The organism is Streptomyces sp. NBC_01546 (assembly GCF_045208355.1).
Taxonomy (GTDB): Bacteria; Actinomycetota; Actinomycetes; order Streptomycetales; family Streptomycetaceae; genus Streptomyces.
This window is the reverse complement of sequence record NZ_CP109379.1, coordinates 7,468,838-7,495,292: the sequence shown is the minus strand read 5'-3', so window position 1 is coordinate 7,495,292 and position 26,455 is coordinate 7,468,838. Positions and strand designations below refer to the sequence as shown.

The following is a 26,455-nucleotide window of genomic DNA, read 5'->3' as shown; positions in this document are numbered from 1 at the left end:
TCAGCGCGGCGGGTACGAGAGGCCGTGGCCGAGGGGGAAGAGGGGCGGGACCGGGACGGGGAGCCGGCCGCGGGCTGCGGCCGCGCCGGTGAGGACGCGGGCGGCGGCACGGAGTTCGGTGTCGGACCAGGAGTAGGCCGCCAGGCTCGCCGTCACGCCGTCGAGGTGGGCGATGTCGTAGGGGTTGCGCAGGGCGAGCGTGATGACGGGGATGCCGGTCGCGACGAGGCGGTCGACCAACCCGCGCTGGGCGCTCGCCTCCGTGACGTTGTACGTGCACACCAGCAGGGCGTCGTGGCCCGGGGCGGCGGCCACGGCGCGTTCGATTCCGGCGGTGGAGGCGGTGAAGCCGAGCTCTGCGAGGGCCTGGGCGAGGACGGTGGTGGGCGGGCCGGTGGTGCCCGCCGGCGAGGCAGGGTCCGCGCCGGTGACCAGGAGGCGCGGGTGGGTGGCGGGTGACAGCGGCAGCAAACCCGCCTGGTTGGTCAGGACGGTGGTGGTGCGTTCGGCGATCCGGTCGGCTGCTTCCCGGTGCGCGGGGGTCCCGACGGCCTGGAAATCCGTGCGCGTCGTATCGAAGAGACCGAGCAGCTGCTTGAGGCGCAGGATCCGCAGCACGGACTCGTCGACGCGCTCTTCGGTGAGCCGCCCGGTCTCGACGGCCCGCATGACCGCCTGATGGGCGCGCGCCAGCCTGGGCGGGTTGAGCAGCTGGTCGCAACCCGCCAGCAGGGCGCGGACGGGGACCTCGTCGTCGCTGTACTTCTCGCGTACCCCGTCCATGCCGAGGGAGTCGGTGACGACGACCCCGCGGTGGCCGAGGCGTTCGCGGAGCAGGCCGGTGATGACTGCTTGAGAAAGGGTGGCCGGGTCGCCGGTGGGGTCGAGGGCGGGCACGACGATGTGCGCGGTCATCACCGCGCCGACGCCGGCCTGGACGGCGGCGGCGGCGAACGGGGGCTCGTCGAGGGCCTCCCACTGGGCGCGGGTGCGGTCCAGGACGGGCAGCCCGGTGTGGCTGTCGGTGGCGGTGTCCCCGTGTCCGGGAAAGTGCTTGGCGGTGGCCGCGACGGCGGCGGCCCGGTAGCCGTGGACCTGGGCGGCGACGAGGGCGGCGACGGCCTGCGGGTCGGAGCCGAAGGAGCGCACGCCGATGACGGGGTTGGCGGGGTTGGTGTTGACGTCGGCGACGGGTGCGTAGTTCTGCCGGATGCCCAGGGCCGCCAGCTCCGTGCCCGCGATGCGGGCCGCCCGGCGGGCGTCGGCGGGCGATCCGCCGGCGCCGAGCGCCATCGCCGAGGGCAGCAGGGTGGCGGGGCGGCCGATGCGGGCCACCGTCCCGTGCTCCTGGTCGATGGAGATCAGCACCGGCACCGGAGCGGGCCGGGCCAGGGCCGCCCGCTGGATCCCGGCGGAGAGGCCGGCGATCTGGGCCGGGTCGCGGATGTTGCGGGCGTGGGAGAAGTAGATGATCCCGCCGACGTGGTAACGGCCGATCAGCTCGGCGGCGTCGGCGACCCCGTGCAGCTTCCGGTTGGCCTGCTGGTCCACCGGGTCGGGGGCGGTCGCGCGGTGCCCGTAGACCCGCGTGACGAAGAGCTGGCCCACCTTCCGGGCCAGGTCCATGCCGTCGAGGAGGCGGCGCAGCTGCTCCTCGTCGGACGTGGAGCCGGTGGCGGCGGCTCCGGCCGCTCCGGCCGCTCCGGCCGCTCCGGCCGCTCCGGTCCCGCCCGTCATCGTGAGCGCGGTACCCGTCACGGCCGCGGACAGGAAGGCCCGGCGGGAGGTCGTCCGGTGCGGAGGGCTCATGGTCCCGGAAGGTAGCCATCCCCCGTCGTCCCGGCGGAGCCGCCACGCCGCCGCCACCCGAAGGCGGAAACGGCGGCCGGCGCGGCCCGTGCGGCTACCGTCGCCTGGTGATGCCGACCCGTCGCGGCGCCCTCGCGCTGCTGGCCGCCGGACTGCCCGCGGCCGCGCCCGCTCCCCAGGCCCAGGCCCCGTTCCCCGGCCCGGTCCCGGTGCGCGTCGTCTCGTACAACATCCACGCCGGCGCGGACGCCGACGGCGTGTTCGACCTGGACCGGCAGGCGGCGGCCCTGCGCGCGCTGCGTGCCGATGTCATCGGGCTGCAGGAGGTCGACGTCCGCTGGGGTGCCCGCAGCCGGTGGCTCGACGTGGCGGGTGAGCTCGGCCGGAGACTGGGCATGCGGGCCTCGTTCGCGCCGGTGTACCGCATCGGCGGCCGGGCGTTCGGGGTGGCCGTACTGTCCCGGTTCCGCGTCCTGGCCCTCGCGAACCACCGGATCACCCGGCTGTCCACCCAGGACCCCGGGCTGGGGCCCGCGCCCGCTCCCGGCTTCGGGGAGGTCGTCCTGGAGGCGGGCGGCGTACGGCTGCGCGTGTACGTCACCCACCTCGACCACCGTGCCGATCCCTCGGTGCGGGCGGTCCAGGTGGCCGAGACGCGGCAGATCATGCGCCGCGCGCCGGGGCCGAAGGTCCTGCTCGGGGATCTCAACGCGCCGCCCTCGGCGCCCGAACTGGCCCCGCTGTGGCGGGAGCTGACGGACGCCGAACCGGGCGCTTTCACGTTTCCCGCGCGGCATCCGGTGAAGCGGCTCGACTACGTGGCGGTGTCGGCGGGCGTCCGGGTGCACGCCGCGGCGGTCGCCGGCACCCTGGCCTCCGACCACCGCCCCGTCGTCGCGGACCTGCGACTGGAGCGGTAGAGCCCGTCGGGGGCCCGTCGGGCGGCCGCCCGGGGTTACTCGCGAGGAAACCCGGCCTTTGGCTATGGTGAGCGCCCTCCGGTCGAGTCCCCCTTCGGATCCAAAGATCACAGACGGATTCGCTGCGTCGATCGAAGGACGTCCTGCCAATCCAGGACTCATTTGTGCAGTGCCAGAGCGACGTGGTGTCGGCAACACCGCCCGGCGTCGGCTCGGTACGAGCCGGCCTGCCCTCGTCCTGTCACCCAGGACCCGATGGCGGCGGCCCTCTCATTCACCTACCTCGCGAAGGCAAGGCAGAGATGGCAAGAATCTCCCGACACTCCCCCCGGCAGTCCCCCCGGCAGCAGACTCATCCCGTCGACGAGTTGCTCCCGGTCCCCAAGCTCGCCCTCTACGGCTTCCAGCACGTCCTCGCGTTCTACGCGGCGGCCGTCATCGTCCCGGTCCTGCTGGGCAACGCGCTGGGCCTCTCCCGCGAGGATCTCGTCCACCTCATCAACGCGGACCTGCTGACCTGCGGCGTGGCCTCGATCATCCAGGCCCTCGGCGTCTGGAAGGTCGGCGCCCGGCTGCCGCTGGTCCAGGGCGTCACGTTCACCGCGGTCTCCCCCATGATCGCCATCGGTACCGGGGCGGGCGGCGGTACCGCCGGCCTGCTCGTCGTCTACGGGGCGGTGATCACGGCGGGCATAGCCACGTTCGCCTTCGCCCCGCTCTTCAGCAAGCTGGTGAAGTACTTCCCGCCGGTCGTCATCGGCACGATCCTCACCATCATCGGCATCACCCTGATCCCGGTGGCCCTCCAGGACGCGGCCGGCGGCGCGCACCTCATCGGCACCCCCGCCTACGGGGATCCGAAGAACCTCGCGTACGCGCTGGGCACCCTGCTCTTCATCCTGGCCATGGTCCGGATCGGCAGGCCGTTCCTCAGCAGCCTGGCCGTCCTGCTCGGGCTCGTCGTCGGCACGGCGGTCGCGTGGCTCTTCGGGGACGCCGATTTCGCCGCGGTGGAGGAGACCGCCTGGTTCGGGGTCACCACGCCCTTCCACTTCGGCATGCCGCGGTTCGAGCTGCTGCCGATCGTCGCGATGCTCGTCGTCATCCTGATCACCATGGTGGAGACCACCGGGGACGTGTACGCGATCGGCGAGATCACCGACAAGCGGGTGGACGCGGACACCGTGGCCCGGGCGCTGCGCGCCGACGGCGTGGCGACCGTGCTCGGCGGCGTCCTCAACTCCTTCCCGTACGTGGCGTTCGCCGAGAACATCGGGCTCGTGCGCATGTCGAAGGTGATGAGCCGGTACGTGGTCGTCGCGGCCGGTGTGTTCATGGTCCTGCTGGGGCTGCTGCCGAAGGCGGGCAGCCTGGTCGCCTCGGTTCCGCATCCGGTGCTGGGCGGCGCCGCGCTCTCCATGTTCGGCATCGTCGCCGCGGTCGGCATCCAGATCCTGGGGAAGGCCGATCTGCGCGAGGAGCGCAACACCCTGATCCTGGCGGTCAGTCTGGGCGCCGCGCTGCTGCCGACCACGGTGGCGCCGTTCTTCGACCGGATGCCGCAGGACATGCGGGCCGTGCTCAACAGCGGGATCACGCTGGGCGCCCTGACGGCGATCACGCTGAACCTGCTCTTCAACGTGTTCACCAGCCGCTCCACGATGGAGATCGACTGGGAGGACTACGGGGAGGAGTTCGGGGAGGACTTGGGGGAAGGCGACGCCACCGGTCGCCACCCGGGAGCGGCCGCCCGGTGAACCGGCCGCGGGCCGGGAGGGGCACCCGCGCCCTCCCGGTCCGCGTCCCCGTCCGCGTGCCGCGTCACCCGCCCGCGGGGAAGGGCGGGGCGTCGCCCTCCTCGCCGATCAACTCCCAGAAGTGGTCCACGAGTCGGCGCAGGTACGCGGCGCGCTCCGCCGCGATCTCCTTGAGCCTGGCGTCCGCGTTGCGGGCGACGAGGTGCCCCATGTACCGCTCCGAGAACGCGGAGAACTCCGCGTGCATGGTCTGCAGGGCATCGCCCACGCTGGTCGCGTCCACCACCACGATCTCCGCGACCGGTTCCACGTGCGCCTTCCACCGCCCGTCGACGGCCGATCGCAGGTGCTCCGCCAACTCGTCCACCCGGCCCATGATCCCGATGAGCTTGCGCAGCGACAGCCCCAGGGCCTCCACCAGCGCCCTGGTCTGCCAGGCGTCCCCGTCCCACTGCCGCGCCGCCTCGGCCGCGCGGTACTCGGAGGGGTCCATGCCTATGCGGTACGCCAGCCGCTCCACCGTGAGCTGGCGGGCCAGCCGGTGTTCGGCGAGGGTCCGCGGCTCGACGCCCATCAGCGTCGTGGCCCCGCACCACAGCACGTCGGCCAGGGCGAAGAGCTGGCGGTCGGACGGGACGTGGGAGCCCTGCTCCCAGGCCACGACCAGGTCGGGGTGGACGGGGGTCCCGCAGGCCGCCATCGAGTGGGCCACCTGGGCCGCGGTCAGGCCCATGCGGGCGCGCGCGGACCGGGCCTCTGCGGGGGAGAACGGAGTGCTGTACACGTACGAGACACCTCGCAACACCCTCGGGCGCTCGGCGCCCGAGGCGAGACGGATTGATGGATGAACACCAAGCGCGGGCACAGTAACAGATGTTCAGCGGGGCGTAACCGCCCTACACCCTTCAATTCCAAGGTGCCACACCATGTGTACCAGGCAATCAACAACCGCCTACGCAGGCCCTCCCGGTTCGAATCCGGCGAGCATCTGCTCCAGCGCGGCCTGGTCCGGACCCGTGAACGGGCTGAGTCCCGGCGCCGCCCCGAGGGTGTCGATGAACCGCGAGGCCAGACCGACGGCCGGCGGCAGGTGCGTGCACAGGATGGTCTCCGGGGCCATGGCGCGCAGCGGCTCCACGGTCGCGAGGAACCTGTCCCGGTCCACGAGCTGGACCCAGGGACTGTCCACGCTCGCCCACAGCAGCTGGGCGGCCTCGAGCTCCTCGGCGTGCACGGCCGCGACGTCGGTGCCCGTGGCCACGTCGGCGGTGGGCATGGGGCCGCCGAAGCAGTCGGAGCTGAAGCAGGTGTGGGAGCGGTCGTCGTAGAAGCCGACGGTGGCCGGGTTGTCGAACAGCGGCGGCCGGAAGGCGTGGAGGGTACGGTCGCCCACGTCCAGGCTCTGGCCCGGATTGAGGAAGTACACCCGGTCCATCGGCAGCGGGTGCTCGGTGGACATGATCCCGGCTCCCAGGAAGGTGGTCACCAATCGCGCCCGGGGAGCGGCTTCGAGCAGCGCGAAGAGGCCGCCCGTATGGTCGCGGTCGGGGTGGGTCAGCCAGATCCACCGCACGTCGGCGGGGTCGATCACGGAGCCGAGCGTGTTGAGGAAGTCCCGGTCGGGCAGCCCGAGGCCGGTGTCGACGACGACCGGCTGTTCGGAGTGCAGTACGAAGGCGTTGACCGGGAGGAAGCCGATCCCCGGCACCTCCAGGCAATCGGCGAGAACGGTGCTGTCGGGTCCTACCTTGTGCGTGCTCATGGCGATCTCCACGGGCCACGGCCCTGCTTCGAACAGGCCCTCCTCCCCATCCTGGCGCGGCCGGGTTGCGACCGCGCGCGGGACGGGGTGGAGACGGGTGCGGGTGCGGGGTGGCGGCCGTGGTCAGTCGGCGCAGTACGCGTCGTGGGCGGGACGCTCTCCGGTGGTCAGGAACGCGGTGACGGTACGGTCGCCGCACGCGTTGCCGTTGCCGAGGTAGACGCCGTGGCCGCCCTGCTCGACCGTGACCAGCCGGGCCCGACCGCCCAGCGCCTCGCGCATCTTCAGGGCGCCGGAGTACGGGGTCGCCGGATCCCGGCGGCTCTGGATCATGAGGATGTCGGACGGCCCCTCGTCGGTGATCCGGGTCGGCTGCTCCGCGGGGCCGGTCTTCCAGAAGGAGCAGGGCAGCACGTTCACCGGGAGACCGGCCGTGAGCGGGTGCCGGGTGCGGTCCGCGTCGACCGCGCGCTGGTACTCGGCCATGGGCGTGCGCGGCCACGCCACGTCGTTGCAGATGACGCCGACCATGAGCGCGGCATCCTCGTTGCTGAAGGGCTGCGCGAGCTCCGGCGGCAGTGCGGGGGCCACCGCCGGGTCCTGGGCCGCCTTGACGAGCCGGGCGAAGGAAGCGAAGGCGGAGTCGCTGTAGAGCGCGTTCTGCAGCGACTCGCGCAGGCCGTTGCCGGTCAGGGGCAGCCCCGGGGTGGTGGATTCGCGCGGCGCCCGGTCCAGCGAGGCCGCGAGCGCGAGCACCAGCGGCTCGACCTCCTGCGGCGTTGCGGCCAGCCGCAGTCCGTCCCGGTCCCGGTCGGGGTGGGCCGCCCAGGCCGCGAAGTCCGGGAAGCGGTCCTCCGCTCCCTGCGCCATGTTGGCCAGCCAGCCGCGGGCGACCCGCTGGGGGTCGGGGTCTCCGCTGCTGTCGAGGACCCAGCGGTCGGTGCGCCGCGGGAACTTCTGCGCGTACACGGCCCCCACGTACGCCCCGTACGAGACCCCCCAGGCGGAGAGCTTGCGCTCGCCGAGCGCCTCGCGGAAGCGGTCGATGTCGCGGGCCTGGTTGGCGGTGGTGAAGCTGCGCAGTACGGGGCCGCCGCTGCGGGCGCAGGCCTCGGCGGTGCGGCGGGAGCGGGCGGCGTTCTCCGTGATCTCGCCGTCCGGGCCGGGCCAGGACCGCAGGCTGGTCAGGTAGCGGTCCTCGGGGGCGAGTTCGCAGCTCGCGGTGGTGCTGCCGCCGACCCCGCGCGGGTCGAGGGCGACGAGGTCGTACGCCCCGCCCAGCTCCCTCTGCAGCGCGGCTCCCTTCTGCGCCAGCCGCTGGACGCCGGATCCGCCCGGGCCGCCGGGGATCACGATGAGGGAGCCGCGCCGGGCCCGCGGGCGCTCGCCGGGGATCCGGGAGACGGCGACGGTGATCTGCCGGCCGCCGGGGTCGGCGTAGTCGAGCGGGACGGGCAGTTCGGCGCACTCCTGTGTGGCGGGACCGCCCGGCTTGGCGCAGGGATGCCAGGTGAGGGCCGGGGCGGCCGCCCCGGAGCGGGCGGCCGCGGGGGCCGCGGTGGTGACGGCCAGTCCGGTGGCCGCGGTGGCGGCGGAGAGGCCGAGGAGCAGGGCCTTGCGCGGGTAAGTCGTCATGGGGCAAGCCTTGTTGAGCCCGCCCCGGACACCCATCCGGCAGGCCGGTCGGCCATGGGTGGGGCTATCCCCCGGATACCGGCCTGATCGGCAAGGCACTCCCTAGGGCAGCGGGACCCCCCTGGCCGTGACCCACAGCTCGTACCACTCCTCGTGCGTGAGGTCGGGCTCGCGGACCGCCGCGTCGCGGCAGGCGCGGATCCGGTCGGGCCGGGCGGTGCCGATGACCGGGGCGATCCCGGCCGGGTGCCGGCTCAGCCACCACAGCAGCACCGACTCGGGCGTGGTGCCCTTGCGCCGGGCGAGATCGGCCAGGAGCTCCGCGGTGGCCCGTTCGGCGGCCGTCTGCTGGCGGCCGGTGAAGCGTCCCTGCGCGAGCGCTCCCCAGGCCTGGAGGCGGATACCGTGATCGCGGCAGTGCTCCAGCGTGCCGAACGGGAACCCGTTGCGCGCCGATTCGGGGGTGTTGAGCAGGACCCCGGCCTCGACCCAGTCCCGGCTGTACAGGCTCATCTCCAGCTGGTTCGCCACCAGCGGTACGTCGAGCCGGGCCTGGAGGGAGGCGATCTGCGCGGCTCCCATGTTGGACACCCCGAAGTGCCGTACGAGGCCCTGCCGGTGCAGGGACATCAGCGCCGAGGCGATCTCGCCGGCGTCCGCCAGGGGGTCGGGCCGGTGCAGGAGGAGGACGTCGATCACGTCGGTCCGCAGCCGGGTCAGGCTCTCCTCCACGCGCCGGGTGATGTTCGGACCGCGCAGGTCGTACATGCCGGGGCTGTCCTTGCCGGCCAGCCGGATCCCGCATTTGGTCTGGATGGTGATGCGCTCGCGCAGCCCCGGCGTCCGCGCGAGCACCTCGCCGAAGACGGCCTCGGCCTTGCCGTTGCGGTAGATGTCGGCGTGGTCGAAGGCGGTGATCCCGCTCTCGAGGGCCGCACCGATCGCCGCCTCGGCGACATCGATGTCCGCGGGTCCGTAGGGACCGGCCTCCCAGCTCCCGCCCAGCCCCATGCACCCGTACAGCACCCGGTCACCGCTCACGCCCGCACCCTCGTTCGTCACCACGCCCCCACTCTAGGAAACCCGGCCCGGGAGAACCAGGACTGCCCCCGAGACGGCCTTCGGCGAGCGCGTGGACGGCCGAACGCCCCCACCTGAAGGGGGGCGGGCTCGCCGCCTTGCCCGCAGGCCGCCAGAGGGTCGCGCAGACACCTTCCATACCACCTCTGAGCTGGGCTTTCATGCTTCCGGGAGATACGATTCCCCTCTCGGGAAAGGGGACTTGATGAACGAGAACGCGGGCCGGAACATCCGCACGGTGGACGACGTACTGAGCCTCCTGGACGGCCTGTTCGCGCCGGAGGCCGACCGCTGGACGGCCGGCGCGGCGTCCTGGTGGGACGGCTTCTACGCCGACCGCTCGAAGCCGGTGCCCTTCTTCGTGGCAAAGCCGGACGAGAACCTGGTCTCGTACCTCGACCGGGGTCTGATCACCCCGGGCCGCGCCCTCGATCTCGGCTGTGGTCCGGGCCGCAACGCCCTGCGGCTCGCCGCCCTGGGCTTCGAGGTCGACGCCGTGGACCTGTCACCGGCGGCCATCGCCTGGGCCGAGGACCGCGCCCGCGAGGCGGGGGCCGGCGTCCGCTTCCACTGCGGCGACGCCTTCGCCCTCACCGCGTCCGAGTTGAGCGGTCCGTACGACCTGATCTACGACTCCGGCTGCTTCCACCACCTGCCGCCGCACCGCCGCATCAGCTACCTCGGCCTCCTCGACCGGGTCCTCGCGCCCGGCGGCCATCTCGCCCTCACCTGCTTCGCGGCCGGCGAGATGGGCTCCGAGCTGCCCGACGCGGACTTCTACCGTCAGTCCGGCCTGCAGGGCGGCCTCGCCTACACGCCCGAGTCGTTGCGCTGGATCTTCTCCGACCTCGCGGAGGTCGAACTGCGCCGCATGCGCGACGAGCCGCCCGAGTCCCCGTTCTTCGGCGAACCCTTCCTCTGGACGGCACTGTTCCGGTCCCCCCGATGCACCGCCTGACCGGCGCATACTCAATGATGGCGGCATGCACAGACACACGGAGACCGGGATACGCCGTCGATCGCGCCGCTTCGGCCGCGTGGCGACGGCGCTCGGTCTGCTGACCACGGCGGCCTGCACGTCCGGGCACACCGCCTCGATGCCGCCGTCACTCTCTCCCGAGGCCAAGGCGGACACGGTGTCCGTGGCCACGTGGAACATGTGCGGTGTGGAGCAGTGGGGCTGCGAGGACAAGGGCAGCCCGAACGACAAGTTCCAGCAGCTGCGTGCCCTGGCCGACGCACGCGGTGTCCGCGTCATGCTCCTCCAGGAAGTCTGCTCCGAGGACCTGCTGTCGGCCGCTCGGCGCCTGGGCAAGGACTGGCACAGTCAGTTCGATCCCTACGTCAGCGTGGACGAGGCGGGCCGCAGCGAACCCGTCAGCTGCACGGGAGAGGGCAGGGGCCAGGCCGGCTCCGGTCTGCTCGCCGCCTCCCCGCTCACCGAGGTCAAGGCCGTACCGACCCAGCAGCCGACGGCGGGGCTGCACCGGCGGTTCCTGTGCGCGCAGGTTCCGGCCCAGGGGGTCCGCGTGTGCAACGGGCATGTCGCCCTGCGCGGCACCGATACGGTGCACCCCGACTGGGACTTCCGGGACGACCAGCTCCGCTCGCTCTTCGAGGCAGCTTCCGAGGACGACCGTACGATCATCGGCGGTGACTTCAACTCGGCGCCGCCGGTCGGCGGGAGCCCCACCAGCTGGCTCTGGCCGGCCGAGGCCTACACCACGTACCAGGAATGCGACCAGAAGGGCGTGTCCCGGGCGGGACGCCGCACCCACGAGGACGGGACGAAGATCGACTACCTGTTCACGACGCTGCCGCGCACCGCCTGCCAGGTCGTGGACACCAAAGCATCCGACCACCGGGCGCTGGTGATGCGGGTGAGCCGTCCCGCCGCAGAGGTCAGTACCTCGTAGCGGTGTAACCGCCCTGGGCCGGCACGATGTAGGCGTTCATCAGGACGAAGGGGACGGAGGTCCAGGCGGAGGCGTTGCCCATCGCGTCCACCGCCACGGCCTCGACGAAGTGCTCGCCCTCGGTCCAGGCCCAGCCCGGGGCCCAGGCCCAGGCACCGTCGGCCATCACCTCGCACGTCCCCAGGGCCGTGCCGCGCTCCTGGAAGTCCACCCGCACCGCGCCCGGGGCGAAACCCGTGAAGCGCACCGCCGGGCCCTGCACCTGCTGCTGGGGTACCGGAGAGGTCACGGACAGGACGGGCGACTGGGCCGGTGCCGGCGCGACCGCCCCGGGCGGGCCGGCAACCGGCGACGGTGCGACGGCATCGTCGGTGGCGGTGAACACCACTTCGCTGCGCCCGGAGTGGAAGTTGTTCGCGTCCACCCCGAAGAGCCGCACCACGTGCCGCCCCTTGGCCCAGGGCTTCTCCCGCTCCCAGGTCCAGCTGCCGTCGGGGGCGACCGCCGGGGAGCCCTGGAACTTGCCGTTCTCCCAGATGCTGACCCGCACCGCACGCGGAGCGGACCCCACGAACCTGACCGCATGCGCCGGCAGCCGCTCCTCCGCCGCGGGCATCAGCACCACCGGCGCCGGGAAATCGACCCCCCGCACCTGCGAGGTCGCCGAGAGGTAGCCGTCGATGCCGGACGTGTCGCGCTGCGGCTCCTCGCGGCCGTTGCGGACGGCGCCGATGCGGGGGACGATCCCGTGGGTGACGAGGTTCAACAGCCCCACCATGGAAGGGATGTTCCGCGTGGTCACCTTGTCGTGACCGGAGATCAGAGGAGAGTCGTTGAAGATGAAGTTGAAGTTCCCGTAGCCCTGGAACAGTCCGAGGTAGGGCTCGATGTGGATCGCGTACTGCCGGTCCTGAGGCGAGGAGATCAGGTAGATGTTGGCGGAACGGTTGGCGCTGCCGCGCACCACCTCGGGAAGGATCGAGTCGAGGAAGCGCACCTTGTCCTCCGTCACCTCCCCCATCATCGCGGGGGCGGAATCCGCCATGGCGCTCACGACGAACGTTCCGATCCGGAACTGCGGCACGCTGGCGATGATGTTCTTGTAGCCGTACTTCAGGCCGAAGAGCAGCGCCGCGCTGCCGCCCTTGGAACTGCCGAACATCGTGCACTGGTCCGGTGTCAGCGACAGCGCGTTCATCACCCGCGCGATGAGCCCGGCGACCGACCGCTCGATGCCGAAATCCATCCCCTGGCACAGGTAGTAGCTGTTCGCGCCGTCGAAGGAGTCGCGGATCCACAGGATGTTCGACCGGAGGTTGTCGAGGATCCCGCCCCCCATCCCGTACTCGCCGGGCGCGTTGAGGTTGGCGAACACCACGACGAGGTGCCGGCTGCCGTTCTTGGCGTGGGAGAACCGGTACTCGACCGGAACCGGCCCGGAGGCATCCACACCCGTGATGACGCGGCGCTCGTTCTTCGCTGTGTTAGACATGCTCGGAATCCATTCTTCTCACCGACCTGGCACGAACCCGGCCCCGCGGGTCAGTGCCTCGCGCCGGGGTAGCCGCCGGGCACGGGGACGGTGTAGGCGCCCGCCACCGCGAAGGGGACGGAGATCCAGGCCGAGGCATTGCCCCCGGCGCCCACCGCGACGGCCTCCACGAAGTGCGGCCCCTCGTTCCAGGCCCAGTTCGACTCCCAGGCCCAGCTGCCGTCCGCCATCACGGGGCAGGCTCCCAAGCTCACCCCGGCCTCCTGGAACTCCACCCGCACCGCACCGGGGGCGAAGCCCGCGAACCGGGCGACCGGGCCCGGCACCTGCTGATGGGCGCCCGGCGAGGTCACCGTCAGCGCGAGGGGCTGGGCCGGCGCGGACACGGGATCTTGTACGTCCACCGGGTCCGCGACCGTGAAGACCACCTCGCTGCGCTCGGAGTGGAAGTTGTTCGCGTCCACCCCGAAGAGCCGCACCACGTGCCGCCCCTTGCCCCACGGCTTGTCCCGCAGCCAGGTCCAGCTGCCGTCGGGGGCGACCGCCGGGGAACCCTGGAACTTGCCGTTCTCCCAGATGCTGACCCGCACCGCACGCGGAGCGGACCCCACGAACCTGACCGCATGCGCCGGCAGCCGCTCCTCCGCCGCGGGCATCAGCACCACCGGCGCCGGGAAATCGACCCCCCGCACCTGCGAGGTCGCCGAGAGGTAGCCGTCGATGCCGGACGTGTCGCGCTCCGGCTCCTCGTAGCCGTAGCGGACGCCGCCGATCACGGGGCTGATTCCGTCGACGAGGAGGTTCAACAGACCCATGATGACGGGGACGTTGTGTGCCACCACCTTCGGATGGCCGGCGACCAGGGAGGAGTCGTTGAAGATGAAGTTGAAGTGCGCGTACCCCTGCAACAGTGCGAGGAACGGCTCCACCTGGCGCGTGAACTGCTCATCCTGGGGCGAGGAGATCAGGTAGATGTTGGCCGTGGGGTTCGGCCGGCCGCGCACCAGGTCGGGGAGGACCGAGTCGAGGAAGCGCACCTTCTCCTCCGTCACCTCCCCCATCATCAGCCGCGCGGTGTCCGCAAGGGCCTCCGTGACGTACGTCCCGATCAGGAACTCGGGCACGCTGCTCACGATGTTGCGGTAGCCGTACTTCAGCCCGAACCAGAGCGCCGCGCTGCCGCCCCCGGAACTGCCGATCATGGTGCATTCGTCCGGGGTCAGCGACAGCGCGTTCATCACCCGCGCGATGAGCCCGGCAACCGACTGCTCGATGCCGAAGTCCATCCCCTGGCACAGGTAGAAGCTGTTCGCACCGTCGAAGGAGTCACGGATCCACAGGATGTTCGACCGCACCTTGTCGAGGACTCCGCCCGACATCCCGTAGTCGTCGGGCGCGCCGGAGTTCGCGAAGACGACGACCAGATGCCGGTTCCCGTTCCTGGCGTGGGAGAACCGGTACTCGACGGGAACCGGCCCGGAGGCATCCACACCCGTGAAGACGCGACGCGCGTTCTTCGCTGCCTTAGACATGCTCGGAATCCATCCTTCTCACCGGCTGCCGTGGCACCTGGCCGAGGGTGCTCCCGTTCCAGGGACCCGCCGGGCCGGGAGCGTGGCCGACGGCCGGTGCCTGCGCGTGCGCGGGGTCGAGGTCTCCCCCGGCGATCAGGATGCGGTCGGTCAGCCGGGCCGCCGCGTAGCCGTCGTCGAGGTCGCAGAACTCCTGCTGGAACCAGCTGTAGCGGGCCGCGTAGCCCTGCTGGATCCGGTCGATGTTGCGGATCGCCCCGATCAGTTCCGGGGAGCTGAACAGCAGCGGACCCGGGGCGGACTGCTCGAAGTCGAAGTAGAACCCGCGCAGCGTGTCCCGGTAGTGGTCGAGGTCGTAGGTGAAGAAGAGGATCGGCCGCCCGGTGTTGACGAAGTCGAACATCAGGGAGGAGTAGTCCGTGATCATCACGTCGGCGATGAGGGAGAGGTCCGCCATGTCCGGGTAGTCGGACACGTCGAACACGAACCCGTCACCGGCGCCGGGCACCGGGTCCACCACGTTGGGGTGGCGGCGCACCAGCAGTACGTGGTCGTGGCCCAGCTGCGCCCTTGCGTCGTCCAGGTCGATGCGGAAGTCGAGCTTGTACTTGCCCGGCGCGTAGAACTGGTCGTCGCGCCAGGTCGGTGCGTACATGACGACGCGCTTGCCCGGCGGGAGTCCGATGCGGCGGCGCACCTCGGCCGCCCGCTGTCCCGAGTCCGCGCGGCGCAGGACGTCGTTGCGCGGGTAGCCGCTCTCGACCATCTCGCCCGGGAACTGGAAGGCGCGCTTGAGGATGGGGGTGCTGAAGCTGTTCGGGGACACCAGCATGTCCCAGTTCTGCACCTCCTTCTCCACGCGCTCCAGGTAGCGCTTGTCCGCGAAGTGCACGGCTTCGATGTCGTGCCCGATCTTCTTGAGCGGCGTGCCGTGCCAGGTCTGTACGACGACCTGCCCGTCGCGCTTCTCGAACCAGTCGGGCAGGTGGTTGTTGGCGACGACGTACCGGGCCCTGGCCATGGCCTCGTACCAGTCGGGGGACCACATGCGGACGGGGCGGGCGGTCGGGGGGACCGCGACCTGGTCGTCGCGCACGACCCACAGGTGCTCGAGGTCGACGCCCCGCCGGACCATCTCCTCGTGCAGGGCGCGCGGGCTGTCGGAGTACTGGGTCCCCTTGAAGGCGTCGAACAGCACCGCCTGCTTCAGCGACTTGCGCCGGGCGCCCGGGTAGGTCTTGGTGCGCATCAGCTTCTGGCGGTACGGGCCGCGCGCCTCGTCCGGCATCGCCGAGTGCACCAGGAGCGAGAGCCGGTCGTAGGCCTCCGCCTGCAGTTCGTAGCGCCGCTCGCTCGCGGTCATCTCGCTGGGGAACGTGGGGATCAGTTCCTGCGCCATCTTGACCATGAGGTCGTTGGACCGGTTCTCCGGGGTGACCGCGGAGGGGTCCTGGCGGCGCAGGAAGAAGTCCCAGCGGCCGGAGGCCAGCGGAATGTCGCCGGCCAGGGTGCGCATGGCGGCGGGCGTGACGACGAAGCGGAACTCCTGGCCGTACCAGGTGATGGGGACGACGCGCTCGGCGCCGTGCGCCCGGGAGCGGACGACGATGTGGGCCGCGGCGTATTCGGACGCGCTGAGCATGTCCTCCGCCGCGTAGCCGACGACGACCTCCAGCGAGCCGTCCGGGTGCCAGGTGGCCGCGGTGGCCAGCGGCAGGGTGTCCCGCTCGAACATCACCACGTAGCCGGAGCCGTTGCGGTGTACGAAGACCTCGCGGTCCGCGGCCTGCGTCTGCAGCTGAGCCGGGAGGCGGTAGTGGCCGTCGGCGGTCTCCTCCGCCATGACCGGGTAGATGGCCGCCTTGCGGCCCTCGACGTGGAGGGTGGTCTTCCAGCCGTTGCTGCCGGTGTTCCAGGTCTGCGGGACTCCGTCGCCGGAGTTCGTACGGTGGCCGGGAACCAGGGCCTTGACCGGGATGCGGGTCACGAAGGTGTACCAGCCCTCGCCGCCCGGCTTGAAGTGGACCCAGGCGTCGTGACGCCCGGCGCCGGCCATGCTGGTCACCCGGAACTTGCCCCACTCGGGCAGCTTGGGCCCCAGGTAGACACCGCCGAGTTCGAGGTTGTCGCCGACGATCCGGTGCCGGGTGATCCGGCAACGGACGATCTCCACACGGAGCTTGAGCTTGCCCTGGAGGAAGAGCGGTACGACGCGGGTGTTCTTGTCGACGTACTGGTAGGGCGGGTTGGCGGCGGTGCCCGCGCCGCCGCGGGCGATGCCCTTGTAGCGGAACAGCCCGCGGCTCAGCACGCCGGCGGCCACGTCCCACGTCCCTTCGACCCACTGGCCCTTGCGCTTGAGGCGGGAGGTGTCGAAGCTGACCTGGAATCCGGACCAGTCGTAGCAGTAGCGGTTCTGGTTGGAGTGCTCCGTGGCCTGCGGGTAGTACGTGGTCTTCGCCTTCGCGACGACGACCCGGCCCTGCTTCTTGTTGCGCAGCGCGATCGCCTTCATCGACATGTGCCGCTTGTGCACGTTGATGAAGCGGACGTACGCGGATCCTTGCAGTGTCAGGTGGCCGGAATCGTCCCAGAGCGCGCTGGTCAGCGAACCGTGCAGCGACAGTTCCTTGTCGAGCCGGTAGGCGCTCTTGTCGAGGCCGATCGAACGGTCGCCGAGATAGGGGTAGTTGAGGTACCGGTGCAGGCGCCGCTGGACGGGCAGCGGCCCGCCCTTGCGCTCGAACTCGACGACGTCGAGCAGTTCCTTCAGCCGGCCCTCGCGCACCAGGAGCCATTTGACGCGGGCATCGGCGGGAAGTTCGTCGATGATGTCCTCGTCGGCCTCGTCCAGGAACTCGTTCGCCCAGTGCATGAAGGCGTCCTGGTACTCCGCGTCGGCGTCCGGCAGCACCTTCAGATGCAGCATCAGGTCCGACTTCAGGCAGGCGAGATCGTACTTCCGCTTGTGATCGCTGTACGACCTGGCGCGGTGTCCGGCGAGGAACCGGCTGACCGACTGCACGGCGGCGACCCGGTCCTGCAGATTGCTGAATTCGGTGTGCCGCTGGGTGATGGAGGGTGCGGCACCTCCCTCGCGGCGCCGCCAGAAGTAGACGATGTCCGTGAGGATGTCCACCTTGGCCGCACGGAAATGGGCGAACATGTTGACCCAGGAGTCCTCATACATGACTCCCTCGGGGAAAGCGATGTAGTGGTAGTCCCAGAAGGACCGCCGGAACAGCTTGTTCCAGACCGTCCGGTCGTAGATGAGCTCCGGCACCTTGGTGATGTGGGTACCGCGCTTGCTGCGCTGCATGGGCGCCTTGTGCAGCGGAGACTGCCACTTCTTGGTGGAGTTCATCATCTGCACGTTGCCCGACACGAAGTCGGAGCCGGAGGCTTCGAGGGTCCGCACGAGCAGCTCGTAGGCGTACTCGGGTATGACGTCGTCGCCGTCGACGAACGCCAGGAATTCCGCCTGGGGATGAGCTGCGCGAATGCCGACATTACGGGCATGTCCCGGTCCCATCGACTCCTGGCGCAGGAGCCTGAACCTGGAGTCCCGGCGGGCGAAGTCCGCGGCTATCGCGGTCGAGGAGTCCGTCGAGCCGTCGTCGACCATGACGACCTCGAGGTCGGGGAACGTCTGCCTGGCTATCGACTCCAGGCACTCTTCGAGGTATATCTCGACGTCCTGAAAGGGAACGACAACACTCAGGCGGGGCGTACCGGCCACTCAGAAAACTCCTTGATTGCCACACTTTTTCCGGCGTGCGGCTACCTGCCGCGACACGAAGCCAGTTCCGCCCCCGACCACCGCCGCCCCCTCGCCTCGCCCGTCCTGCCCGACGCGGGCCGCACACTTATGCGGCCCTCACAGGGCGTGTGCAGCCTAGGCCAATCGTTTGACGCCGAGCAAGTATTCGGAAACGCCCCGGCCGCGCAATGTTTCGCATGTGTTAATGAGCAACTGCATCCCGGGCCTAGCGGGCGCGCCAACTGTCCAGTTGGGCGGGGAAGGACCGGAATGAGCAATTCCCGCCACCGGGCCGGGCGGCCCGGTGATGAAACTCACCCCACGTGACGCCATTCGCCGAACGCGAGCCCCTCGGCCGTGAGATCCTGCCGGGCGATCCGCAGCCCGCCATCCGTGTCGAGCATCGCGATCGTGACCGAGCCGCGGGCGTCGAGAGCAAGGGCCGGGAGTCCCGCGCACCGGTCTCCGACAGGGGCCCACCAGGCCCCGTACTGCTCACCCTCCGTGGGATAGGCCGCGATCTCCGGGTATCCCTCGGCGCCGCGCTGGAGGAGGACCGTGCAGTCGTAACCGTTGATGGGCGTACGGACGACGCCGACCGGGCCGACGCCGCCCGCGCCGCCCAGGGACATGAACCCGCTCGTCGTCACCACGCCGAACCGCTGCGGCCGGCAGGCGACGACGGTTCCGTCCGCCGGGGCGCGCCAGAAGTGGGTGGCGACGCCGGGGCTCGTCTCGCAGGAGCTGTACGTCCCTTCGACGGCGTCCGCTTCCATCCGGCCCAGCCAGGTGAGGGCCCCGTCCCCCGGCTTCGTCTGACCCATCTGCACGGCACCGCCCCGGAAGGGCGCCAGGAACCCGACCCGGCCCTGGATCGGCTCGGTCGGCACGATCGCACCGCGCACCCACCTGAGTTCGTGGTCGGCCCACGCGGTCCATGACCCGTCGGAGCGCTGGCTCCGGGCGCGAATGCCCGCCCCGAAACGGGTGACGAAGTAGTGGAGGGAGCCCGATCCGTCGGCGAGGACGACGGGGGCGCCCGGAGCGGGTGCCGAATCGTCGCCCGGCGGGAAGGGATTGCCCACGGCGCGCCAGTCGCTCAGCGGCCGACTTGTCTGATATTGGGCCGCTATGACGAATTCGCGGCCGTCCGGCGCCCCGTCCCGGTGGCGGATGGCGGCGAACCAGACGAAGCCGTTGGAGTCCTGGGTCAGCGTGTACCGGCCGGCCCAGCCCTCCACGGGGAACAGGTCGGGCCCGTGCCAGACGTCCGAGCCGGGTGCCGACTCCGTCCAGCGCACCAGGCCCTCGGCGCAGCTCGCGTAGGCGGTCAGCCGGCCGTCGCGCCCCAGGCGCAGCCAGCCCGGGGCGGCGTGTCCGCCGTCGGCCGCCGCGGCTATCTCGGAGCCCGGGACCGCAGGCTCGCCGGAGATGGCCCCTCGGTCCGTGTCCGCACGTCCGCGTCGCGCCATGTCCTGCTCACTCCTGCCCGCGATCGTCCCTTTTGTCCGGCCTGGCCCGGCGGGCCGTGGGACAATTTACGGCAGCGCGGCAACCCCTCGATGCCAGGGTCGGGTGTTCACGACGGCCCCGGCATCCGTGCAACCTAGCCTGTCGGGCCTGCGCGTACTACCTGGGGAGTACGCCGCGAACGCTACGCCGGGGTGACGCGGGTGACGGCGGGCGCGCACTAGCGTGGTCGTATGGAAATGCGGCGTGAGCGCCCCGGTCCTCCGTGGCGACGATGGGTGGAGCGGACCGGGCGGGGCCCGGCCTGGCGCTCGGTGCTGCTCGTCGCCGTCTTCGCGCAGGCCGCCTCCGGCTGGGCCGCGCGGGAGCAGCCCGGGCGGGTGGGGCTGGACGCGTTCGCGCGGCTTCTGCTGCTGCTCGGGCCCGCACTGCTCCTGGCCCGGCACCGGCATCCGGTGGCCGTGGCGTACGGGGTCAGCGCCGTCACCCTGGTGTACATCGGCGCCGGGTACCCGTACGGCCCGGTGTTCGTCAGCCTGGCGCTGGCCTGTTTCGCGGCCGTCGTCGCCGGTCACCGCTCAGCCGCCTGGGGGGCCGTCGGGCTGCTCTGGGCCGGGCACCTGCTCATCGCCCACTGGCTGTACCAGTGGCTCCCGCCCGCCGGGGACGGCCCGGCGCCCTGGGGGCAGGAGCTGGCCATCACCGCGTGGGTGCTCGCAATGCTCGCCGTCGCCGAGCTGGTCCGCGTACGGCGGGAGCAGTGGGCCCGTGAGCGGGTCGAGCGGGCTGCCGCCGAGCGGCGCCGGGTGGACGAGGAGCGGCTGCGCATCGCCCGTGAACTGCACGACGTCCTCGCCCACAGCATTTCGGTGATCAACGTCCAGGCGGGCGTCGGGCTGGCCCTGCTCGACACCGACCCCGAGCAGGCCCGTACGGCTCTGACCACCATCAAGGCCGCCAGCAAGGAGGCCCTGGGCGAGGTCCGGCAGGTCCTCGACACCCTGCGCACCCCCGGTGACGCGCCCCGCGCCCCCGCCCCCGGTCTCGACCGCCTTCCCGAGCTCGTCGAGCAGGCCGCGGCGGCCGGCCTCGCCGTGGAGGTGGCGGCCGAGGGGACGCCGCGGGCGTTGCCGCCCGGCGCGGACCTGGCCGCCTTCCGGATCCTGCAGGAGGCGCTGACCAACGTCGTACGGCACTCCAGTGCGCACACCGCGCGCGTCGGCCTCATATGGCAGCCGCGCGCCCTGGAGCTGCGCGTGGACGACGAGGGCCCGGCCACCGGCGGCGCCGCGGGCGGCAGTGGGAACGGGCTCGTGGGCATGCGTGAGCGGGCCGCCGCCCTGGGCGGCACGATCGAGGCCGGGCCCCGTCCCGGCGGGGGTTTCCGGGTGGTGGCGAGGCTGCCGCTGAAGGCCGTCACGTCCCAGGAGGACCCGTGATCCGTGTACTGCTCGCCGACGACCAGCTCCTCGTCCGGGCGGGGTTCCGGGCGCTGCTCTCGGCGCAGCCCGACATCGAGGTGGCCGGTGAGGCGGCCGACGGGGACGAGGCCGTGCGGATGGTGCGGGAGCTGCGCCCCGACGTCGTCCTCATGGACATCCGGATGCCGGTGCTGGACGGGCTCGCCGCCACCCGGCGGATCACCGAGGACGGGGCGCTGGCCGCCGTCAGGGTCGTCATGCTCACCACCTTCGAACTCGACGAGTACGTCTTCGAGGCGATCCGGTCCGGTGCCTCGGGCTTCCTCGTCAAGGACACCGAGCCGGAGGAACTGCTGCGCGCGGTCCGTGCGGTGGTGGAGGGCGACGCGCTGCTGTCCCCGGGCGTGACCCGCCGTCTGATCTCGGAGTTCGCGGCCCGCTCGAAGCGGCCCGCGGCCGCGGCGGATCTGGGCCGGCTCACGGACCGGGAGCGGGAGGTGATGGCGCTGGTGGGCATGGGCCTGTCCAACGAGGAGATCGCCCGCCGCCTGGTCGTCAGCCCCCTCACCGCGAAGACCCACGTCAGCCGGACCATGGTCAAGCTCGGTGCCCGCGACCGCGCCCAGCTGGTGGTCCTGGCCTACGAGTCGGGGCTGGTACGGCCGGGCTGGCTCGGCTGACACCGGGCCCCGCGCGCCGCCGTACTCCCCTGGTCGTAGGCGCGGTGCAGCCGGCCGTACGACGACCCGGGCCGCTCCCGGAGGCAGTCTCGGAGTGAGACGAAACGTCCGCACCTCCGAACCTCCGAGGAGATGAACCGAGATGAACACCCTCACCACCCTCGCGTACGACGGGCCCGGCCCGTGGATCCTGTTCTTCCCGCTGATCTGGGCGGCGGTCGTGATCGGCGCCGTGACCGTGCTGCGCCGCACCGTGTGGCGCGGCCGCCGCGGGCCGTGGCAGGCCCGGGGAGCGGCCTACGGCGAGCAGTCGCCCATCGGGATCCTGGGGCGCCGCTTCGCGTCCGGCGAGATCGACGAGGACGAGTACTGGCGGCGGCTGTCCGTGCTGGACGAGCAGTTCGGCCCCGCTTCCAAGGGCGGCGCGGCCTGAGCCCCGTCACCTCCGGCCGCCCGGGTACCCAGGTGCACCTGGGTACACCCCAGCCCGGTGGTCAGGTGCACTGACCGGGTTCGTTCCGCCCGGCATCGTCGTCCGTGAGTACACGGTCAACGACGCGGAGCGGAGCGGGACATGGAGACGTTCGAGGACATCGGGGCGGCGCGGTCACAGCGGGTGTGGGGGACGGCGGGCGGGTTCCTCGCGGTGGCCTTCGCGGCGGCGGGTGCGCTGGGGGCGGTGCAGCAGGCCGCCGGGGTACCCGCCGAGGTGATCCAGCTGGCTCAGTTCGGACCGGCCGCCGGGGTGGCCGCACTGGCGCTGGTCCAGCGCGACCGGGTCGCCCGGCTCGTCCGCGGGGCGGGGCGGTCCGGGGCCGGGCGGTCCGGGGCCGGGCGGTCCGGGGCCGGGCGGGGCGCGGCGCTGCTCGCGACGGCTCCGCTGATCACCGTGCTGGCGATCCTGGCCTACCTGCTGGGCCAAGGCGGCGCGGCCGACGGCTGGTTCACCCGCCCCGGCTCCCTGGAACACTCCTTCGCGCTGATCGTCGTGGCGCAGCTGGTGGGGGCGTGCGCCGAGGAGCTCGGCTGGCGCTGCCTCCTCCAGCCGCTGCTGCGCACCCGGTTCGGCGTGCTCGCATCCTCGGTCGCCGTGGGTGTGCTGTGGGGGCTGTGGCACGTGCCGGTGTTCGCACAGCGCCCGCAGTACGCGGCGGCCTTCCTCGCCGCGACCGTGGCCATGTCGGTGGTGCTGGGCCTCGCGCTCGAGGGCACCGGCGGGGCCCGCCGGCTGCTGCTCGCGGGCGGCTTCCACACCCTGGTCAACCTCGGCATGCTGCTCTTCCTGGACGAGGAGTCCGGCGCCGTCCTGCCGATGGTCTGCTTCGGGTCGGCGTGCCTGCTCGCGGCCCTGCCGTGGGTCATGAGGACACCTTCCGGGGCCGGTTCGGCTGCGGCTACCCTGCACAGGACATGAGTTCGACATCCCGTTCCCTGACCGCCGCCTGGCGGTGCCAGCTGGCGAGTCTGGCGGCGGTGGCCGCGGCCTTCACGGGGGCGGGGGTGGTCGGAGCCCTGCTGCTCCTGCCCCTCGGCCTCGGCGGGCGGATGCTGCCGGCCGCCGCCCGCGCGCTGCGCCGCCGGTCCGACCGCTCCCGCGAGCGGGCCGGGGTGTGGTCGGGAGTACGGATCGGCCCGCCGGAGCCCCTCCCCCGCGCGGCCCGCGCCGTCCTCGCCGAGGAGGGCTTCTGGCGCGACCTGAGGTGGGCCTGGCTGGAGCCGTCGGCCGGGGGCCTGCTGGTCGCCGTCCCGCTCGCCCTCATCGAGTACGGGGCCTTCGGCGCGCTCGTCCAGCCGTTCGTCTGGCGTCACCTCGGCGACGGCAACTGGTACGCCTTCGTCCTCGTGGACAGCACTCCCGCCATGCTCGCGGCGCTGGCGCTGGGAGTGGCCTTCATGGCTCTCGGCGCCGCCGTCGCACCGCGCGTCCTGCGCCTGCACGCCCGCTGGAGCCGCCTGTGCCTCGGCGCGCCCCGCAGCGCCGAACTCGCGCACCGCATCGAGCAGCTGACCGACGGGCGCAGGGCCGCCCTCGACTCCCAGGCGGCCGAACTGCAGCGCATCGAGCGGGACCTGCACGACGGTGCGCAGGCCCGGCTCGTCGCCCTGGGCATGCGGCTCGACTCCGCCACCCGGCTGCTGGAGCGCGATCCGGCGGCCGCCCGTACCGAACTGCTGGAAGTGCGCGCCCTGTCTGCGCGCGCGCTCGAGGACCTGCGCGACCTGGTCCGGGGCATCCAGCCGCCGGTGCTCACCGACCGCGGACTGGGCGACGCGCTGCGCTCGCTGGCGCTCGACAGCTTCCTCGACGTACGGGTCGAGGCCCGCCTGCCCGGGCGGCTGGCCGCGCCCGTCGAATCGGCCGCCTACTTCGCGGTCAACGAGCTGCTGGCCAACGCGGCGAAGCACGCCGGCGCCGACCGCGTCGACATCGTCGTCGAGCACGACGGCGGCCGGGACCCGCGGCTGCGCGTGACCGTCACCGACGACGGCCGCGGCGGCGCGGACCCCGCCGGGGGGACCGGGCTGCTCGGCGTCCGGAGCCGGTTGGCTACCTTCGACGGGACCCTCGCCCTGCACAGCCCGCCGGGCGGCCCGACCACCGTGACGTTGGAGATTCCGTGCGCGTTGTCCTCGCCGAAGACCTCTTCCTCCTGAGGGACGGGCTGGAGCGCACCCTGCGGGAGCACGGCTTCGACATCGTCGCCTCGGTGGACAACGGCCCCTCGCTGCTGCGCGCCCTGCTGGAGGAGGAACCGGACGTCGCGGTCGTCGACGTACGCCTGCCGCCGACCCTGACCGACGAGGGCCTCCAGGCCGCGCTCGAAGCCCGCCGCCGGCGCCCGGGGCTGCCCGTCCTCGTGCTCTCCCAGTACGTCGACCAGCTCTACGCCAACGAGTTGCTGGCCGGTGACGACGGAGGCGTCGGATACCTCCTCAAGGACCGGGTCACCGACACCGGCCAGTTCGTCGACGCCGTACGACGGGTCGCCGCGGGCGGCACCGTCCTGGACCAGCAGGTCATCTCCAGGCTGCTCTCGCGCGGCGATGCCCGGGGAACCATAGCGAGCCTCACCGCGCGGGAGCGGGACGTGCTGGAGCTGATGGCGGAGGGCCGGTCCAACGCCGCGATCGCGCTCACCCTGCACTTCAGCGAGAGCGCCGTCGCCAAGCACACGGCGAGCATCTTCGCCAAGCTCCGGATCGCGCCCTGCGCCGAGGACAACCGGCGGGTGCTCGCCGTGCTCGCCTACCTGCGCCGCTGAGGGCCGAACGGCGACGCCCCGCAGACCCGGGGAACACCCCCCTACGGCAGGTCGTCGGTCGGCGGGTCCGCGGTGTAAACGTGGGGCTCGTCGGAGTCCCACTCCAGCAGCTCCGAGCCGCCGAGGACCACGTCGTCGGGATCGGGCATCCCGGCCCGCCGGAGGAACTCGATGACGTCCTGGTCCGAGCGGGCCACCCCGAGGGACTCCTCGCCGCCGGCGGTCCGCAGCGTGACCTGCCGGCCTCCCGACGGGAAGATCCGGTGTACGACGACGGGTGCATGATGCATGTCTCCAGCCTCTCCCCCTCAGCCGGGCACGGCACCCCGAGGGGATCCGCTCAGGGGGTGCGCCCGGCCGCGGCGCGCGGGACGCGGAAGGCCGACGGCTCGGGGTAGGTCGCCGCCTCGGCCCGCACCACCTCCGCTATCTCCTCCTTGAAGGCGGGCTCGAAGAGGTCGACGTCCAGCAGCAGTCGCAGCCCCTTCAGGGTCGGGTCGAGCAGCGGCCGGGCCATCCGGGAGCCGCCGCCGGAGACACCCCGGAAGCCCGCGCGGGCCGTCCCCGCCCGTCCGGCCAGGCGGTCTTCCAGGCCCGCAGTCGTGAAACCGGCGAGCAGGGCGAGTTCGGTGAGGAACCTGCGGGTTCCGAGGGCCATCTCCTCGGCACCCTGGAGCGTCTGGACGGAGCCGCCCGCCACCTTGAAGTCGTCGCTGGTCCGCTTGAGGCCGCGCGCCTCGTACACGGCGAGCGACTCCTCGAAGAGCCGGCCCGCCTCGTCGACCGCCTTCATCGCCGCAATCAGCTGGTCGATGTCGATCTCGCGCTCCACGCTGCCTCCCGATCCGGAACTGTGCTGCACAGACCGTAGGAGGCAAAGCCTCCGCTACGGAACACCTGTGCCGGAGAGAGATCGGGAAGTCACCGGACCGTCACCACCGCCGTGCCCACCCGGGCCGGCCCTTGCCACAGGGGCGTCGCGTCAACCAGCCACGCCCTCTTGCGGGTTGACGCCCGGATACCAACAATGCGCATGACAACCGAAGGATCTTCGGTCGCATTGTCCTCAGAGGGGAACCCCCACATGAAAAAGCCTCTCGCCGGCGCCTTGTTAGCCCTGCTCCTCGTGGGAGCCGCGGGCGCCCCGGCCATCGCCGCACCGGCCGTCGCGGTCACCTACGCGGGCACCGTCGCCCTCAGCAACTGCTCCGGCTCCGTCGTCCGCGCACCCGCCTCCCAGCCGAACGACCCCGCACTGGTCCTGTCCAACGGGCACTGTCTGGAGACCGGCTTCCCCGCGGCCGGCGAGGTCGTCAAGGACCAGCCCTCCACCCGCTCGTTCTCGCTGCTCAACGCCGCGGGCTCCAAGGTCGGCACGCTGCGCGCCAGCAAGATCTCGTACGCGACGATGACCGACACGGACGTCTCGGTCTACCAGCTGACCAAGACGTACGCCCAGATCCAGAGCCAGTACGGCATCACCGCGCTCACCCTCAATGACACCCGCCCCACGCAGGGTTCGGCCATCAAGGTCGTCTCCGGCTACTGGAAGCGGACCTACAGCTGCTCCGTGGACGGCTTCGCCTACCGCCTCAAAGAGGGCGAATGGACCTGGAAGGACTCGGTCCGCTACACCTCGTCCTGCAACACCATCGGCGGGACCTCCGGCTCGCCAGTGATCGACACGGCGACCGGCAAGGTCGTCGCCGTCAACAACACGGGCAACGAGGACGGCGGCCGCTGCACGGACAACAATCCGTGCGAGGTCGACGAGAACGGCAACGTAACGGTCCGCCAGGGCATCAACTACGCACAGGAGACCTACACCCTCGTCCCCTGCATAGCCCCCGGCAACAAGATCGACCTGAACCGTCCCGGCTGCGTGCTGCCGAAGCCGTAGCCGTAGTCGCGGCTCCCTGGACTCCGCACGCCCCCTGCCGCCGGCTCCCCAAAGCCGG

The 26,455-nt window shown here is 71.8% G+C and carries 22 protein-coding genes; 11 read left to right on the top strand and 11 right to left on the bottom strand.

Annotated features, from left to right (window positions below; all coding sequences use genetic code 11):
• Positions 1-1,809 carry a glycoside hydrolase family 3 protein gene (locus tag OHA89_RS34215; RefSeq protein ID WP_406367841.1) on the bottom strand — a complete coding sequence of 603 codons (1,809 nt, stop codon included), beginning with the start codon at positions 1,807-1,809 and terminating at the stop codon, positions 1-3.
• 110 nt (positions 1,810-1,919) lie between these two features.
• Here OHA89_RS34215 and OHA89_RS34210 point away from each other — a divergent pair, with 110 nt between their 5' ends.
• Both OHA89_RS34210 and OHA89_RS34205 read left to right on the top strand, forming a co-directional pair.
• The gene (locus tag OHA89_RS34210; protein WP_266612574.1) at positions 1,920-2,729 is read left to right on the top strand and encodes an endonuclease/exonuclease/phosphatase family protein; all 810 of its coding nucleotides are present in this window, start codon (positions 1,920-1,922) and stop codon (positions 2,727-2,729) included.
• A 302-nt stretch (positions 2,730-3,031) separates the two neighbouring features.
• Positions 3,032-4,486, top strand: coding sequence for a nucleobase:cation symporter-2 family protein (locus OHA89_RS34205; protein ID WP_406367840.1), 1,455 nt, complete (start codon positions 3,032-3,034; stop codon positions 4,484-4,486).
• Positions 4,487-4,550: 64 nt separating this feature from the next.
• Here the strand turns inward: OHA89_RS34205 and OHA89_RS34200 are convergent, their stop codons facing one another.
• The 4 genes from OHA89_RS34200 to OHA89_RS34185 form a co-directional block, all read right to left on the bottom strand.
• Positions 4,551-5,270, bottom strand: a complete 720-nt coding sequence (locus OHA89_RS34200) for a helix-turn-helix domain-containing protein (protein WP_257558356.1) — start codon at positions 5,268-5,270, stop codon at positions 4,551-4,553.
• Positions 5,271-5,438: 168 nt separating this feature from the next.
• Positions 5,439-6,248 (bottom strand): MBL fold metallo-hydrolase, encoded by an 810-nt coding sequence (locus OHA89_RS34195; protein ID WP_406367839.1) that lies wholly within the window; start codon positions 6,246-6,248, stop codon positions 5,439-5,441.
• Between the two features lie 123 nt (positions 6,249-6,371).
• Complete coding sequence (locus OHA89_RS34190) at positions 6,372-7,883, bottom strand: alpha/beta hydrolase (protein ID WP_406367838.1); 1,512 nt, start codon at positions 7,881-7,883, stop codon at positions 6,372-6,374.
• Between the two features lie 102 nt (positions 7,884-7,985).
• On the bottom strand, positions 7,986-8,948 hold the full coding sequence (locus OHA89_RS34185; protein ID WP_406367837.1) for an aldo/keto reductase family oxidoreductase: 963 nt from the start codon (positions 8,946-8,948) through the stop codon (positions 7,986-7,988).
• Positions 8,949-9,168: 220 nt separating this feature from the next.
• On the opposite strand from OHA89_RS34185, the gene OHA89_RS34180 reads away from it, so the two are divergent.
• Together OHA89_RS34180 and OHA89_RS34175 are read left to right on the top strand one after the other, a co-directional pair.
• On the top strand, positions 9,169-9,921 hold the full coding sequence (locus tag OHA89_RS34180; protein ID WP_266611692.1) for a class I SAM-dependent methyltransferase: 753 nt from the start codon (positions 9,169-9,171) through the stop codon (positions 9,919-9,921).
• A gap of 25 nt (positions 9,922-9,946) precedes the next feature.
• Positions 9,947-10,879, top strand: coding sequence for an endonuclease/exonuclease/phosphatase family protein (locus tag OHA89_RS34175; protein WP_215147116.1), 933 nt, complete (start codon positions 9,947-9,949; stop codon positions 10,877-10,879).
• Here OHA89_RS34175 and OHA89_RS34170 read toward each other — a convergent pair.
• The 4 genes from OHA89_RS34170 to OHA89_RS34155 form a co-directional block, all read right to left on the bottom strand.
• Positions 10,866-12,371: a hypothetical protein gene (locus tag OHA89_RS34170; RefSeq protein ID WP_266611691.1), complete on the bottom strand. Its 1,506-nt coding sequence runs from the start codon at positions 12,369-12,371 to the stop codon at positions 10,866-10,868. The two genes, OHA89_RS34175 and OHA89_RS34170, sit on opposite strands and share 14 nt — an antisense overlap.
• 50 nt (positions 12,372-12,421) lie before the next feature.
• Complete coding sequence (locus tag OHA89_RS34165) at positions 12,422-13,903, bottom strand: hypothetical protein (RefSeq protein ID WP_406367836.1); 1,482 nt, start codon at positions 13,901-13,903, stop codon at positions 12,422-12,424.
• Positions 13,896-17,642, bottom strand: a complete 3,747-nt coding sequence (locus OHA89_RS34160; RefSeq protein ID WP_266611688.1) for a bifunctional glycosyltransferase family 2 protein/CDP-glycerol:glycerophosphate glycerophosphotransferase — start codon at positions 17,640-17,642, stop codon at positions 13,896-13,898. Before OHA89_RS34160 ends, OHA89_RS34165 begins: the two co-directional genes overlap by 8 nt.
• Positions 17,643-17,977: 335 nt before the next feature.
• The gene (locus OHA89_RS34155; RefSeq protein ID WP_257558319.1) at positions 17,978-19,135 is read right to left on the bottom strand and encodes a hypothetical protein; all 1,158 of its coding nucleotides are present in this window, start codon (positions 19,133-19,135) and stop codon (positions 17,978-17,980) included.
• 237 nt (positions 19,136-19,372) lie between these two features.
• Here OHA89_RS34155 and OHA89_RS34150 point away from each other — a divergent pair, with 237 nt between their 5' ends.
• The 6 genes from OHA89_RS34150 to OHA89_RS34125 all read left to right on the top strand — a co-directional run bounded on the left by OHA89_RS34150 (position 19,373) and on the right by OHA89_RS34125 (position 24,497).
• Positions 19,373-20,572, top strand: a complete 1,200-nt coding sequence (locus OHA89_RS34150) for a sensor histidine kinase (RefSeq protein WP_406368698.1) — start codon at positions 19,373-19,375, stop codon at positions 20,570-20,572.
• Positions 20,569-21,234, top strand: a complete 666-nt coding sequence (locus OHA89_RS34145) for a response regulator transcription factor (RefSeq protein ID WP_257558317.1) — start codon at positions 20,569-20,571, stop codon at positions 21,232-21,234. Before OHA89_RS34150 ends, OHA89_RS34145 begins: the two co-directional genes overlap by 4 nt.
• Before the next feature lie 142 nt (positions 21,235-21,376).
• Positions 21,377-21,667: an SHOCT domain-containing protein gene (locus OHA89_RS34140; protein ID WP_257558315.1), complete on the top strand. Its 291-nt coding sequence runs from the start codon at positions 21,377-21,379 to the stop codon at positions 21,665-21,667.
• A gap of 141 nt (positions 21,668-21,808) precedes the next feature.
• Complete coding sequence (locus tag OHA89_RS34135; RefSeq protein WP_406367835.1) at positions 21,809-22,648, top strand: CPBP family intramembrane glutamic endopeptidase; 840 nt, start codon at positions 21,809-21,811, stop codon at positions 22,646-22,648.
• Entirely contained in the window at positions 22,645-23,889 is a 1,245-nt protein-coding gene (locus tag OHA89_RS34130; protein ID WP_266611684.1) for a sensor histidine kinase, read from the top strand. Before OHA89_RS34135 ends, OHA89_RS34130 begins: the two co-directional genes overlap by 4 nt.
• Complete coding sequence (locus OHA89_RS34125) at positions 23,853-24,497, top strand: response regulator transcription factor (protein ID WP_215147092.1); 645 nt, start codon at positions 23,853-23,855, stop codon at positions 24,495-24,497. The genes OHA89_RS34130 and OHA89_RS34125 overlap by 37 nt, the downstream gene beginning before the upstream one ends.
• 41 nt (positions 24,498-24,538) lie before the next feature.
• Here OHA89_RS34125 and OHA89_RS34120 read toward each other — a convergent pair whose 3' ends face one another.
• Together OHA89_RS34120 and OHA89_RS34115 are read right to left on the bottom strand one after the other, a co-directional pair.
• Complete coding sequence (locus OHA89_RS34120; protein WP_215147090.1) at positions 24,539-24,787, bottom strand: hypothetical protein; 249 nt, start codon at positions 24,785-24,787, stop codon at positions 24,539-24,541.
• 50 nt (positions 24,788-24,837) lie between these two features.
• Positions 24,838-25,329 (bottom strand): hypothetical protein, encoded by a 492-nt coding sequence (locus OHA89_RS34115; protein ID WP_215147088.1) that lies wholly within the window; start codon positions 25,327-25,329, stop codon positions 24,838-24,840.
• A 252-nt stretch (positions 25,330-25,581) separates the two neighbouring features.
• Between OHA89_RS34115 and OHA89_RS34110 the strand changes: the two genes are divergently transcribed.
• Positions 25,582-26,397, top strand: a complete 816-nt coding sequence (locus OHA89_RS34110; RefSeq protein ID WP_215147086.1) for a serine protease — start codon at positions 25,582-25,584, stop codon at positions 26,395-26,397.
• Positions 26,398-26,455: the final 58 nt, after the last annotated feature.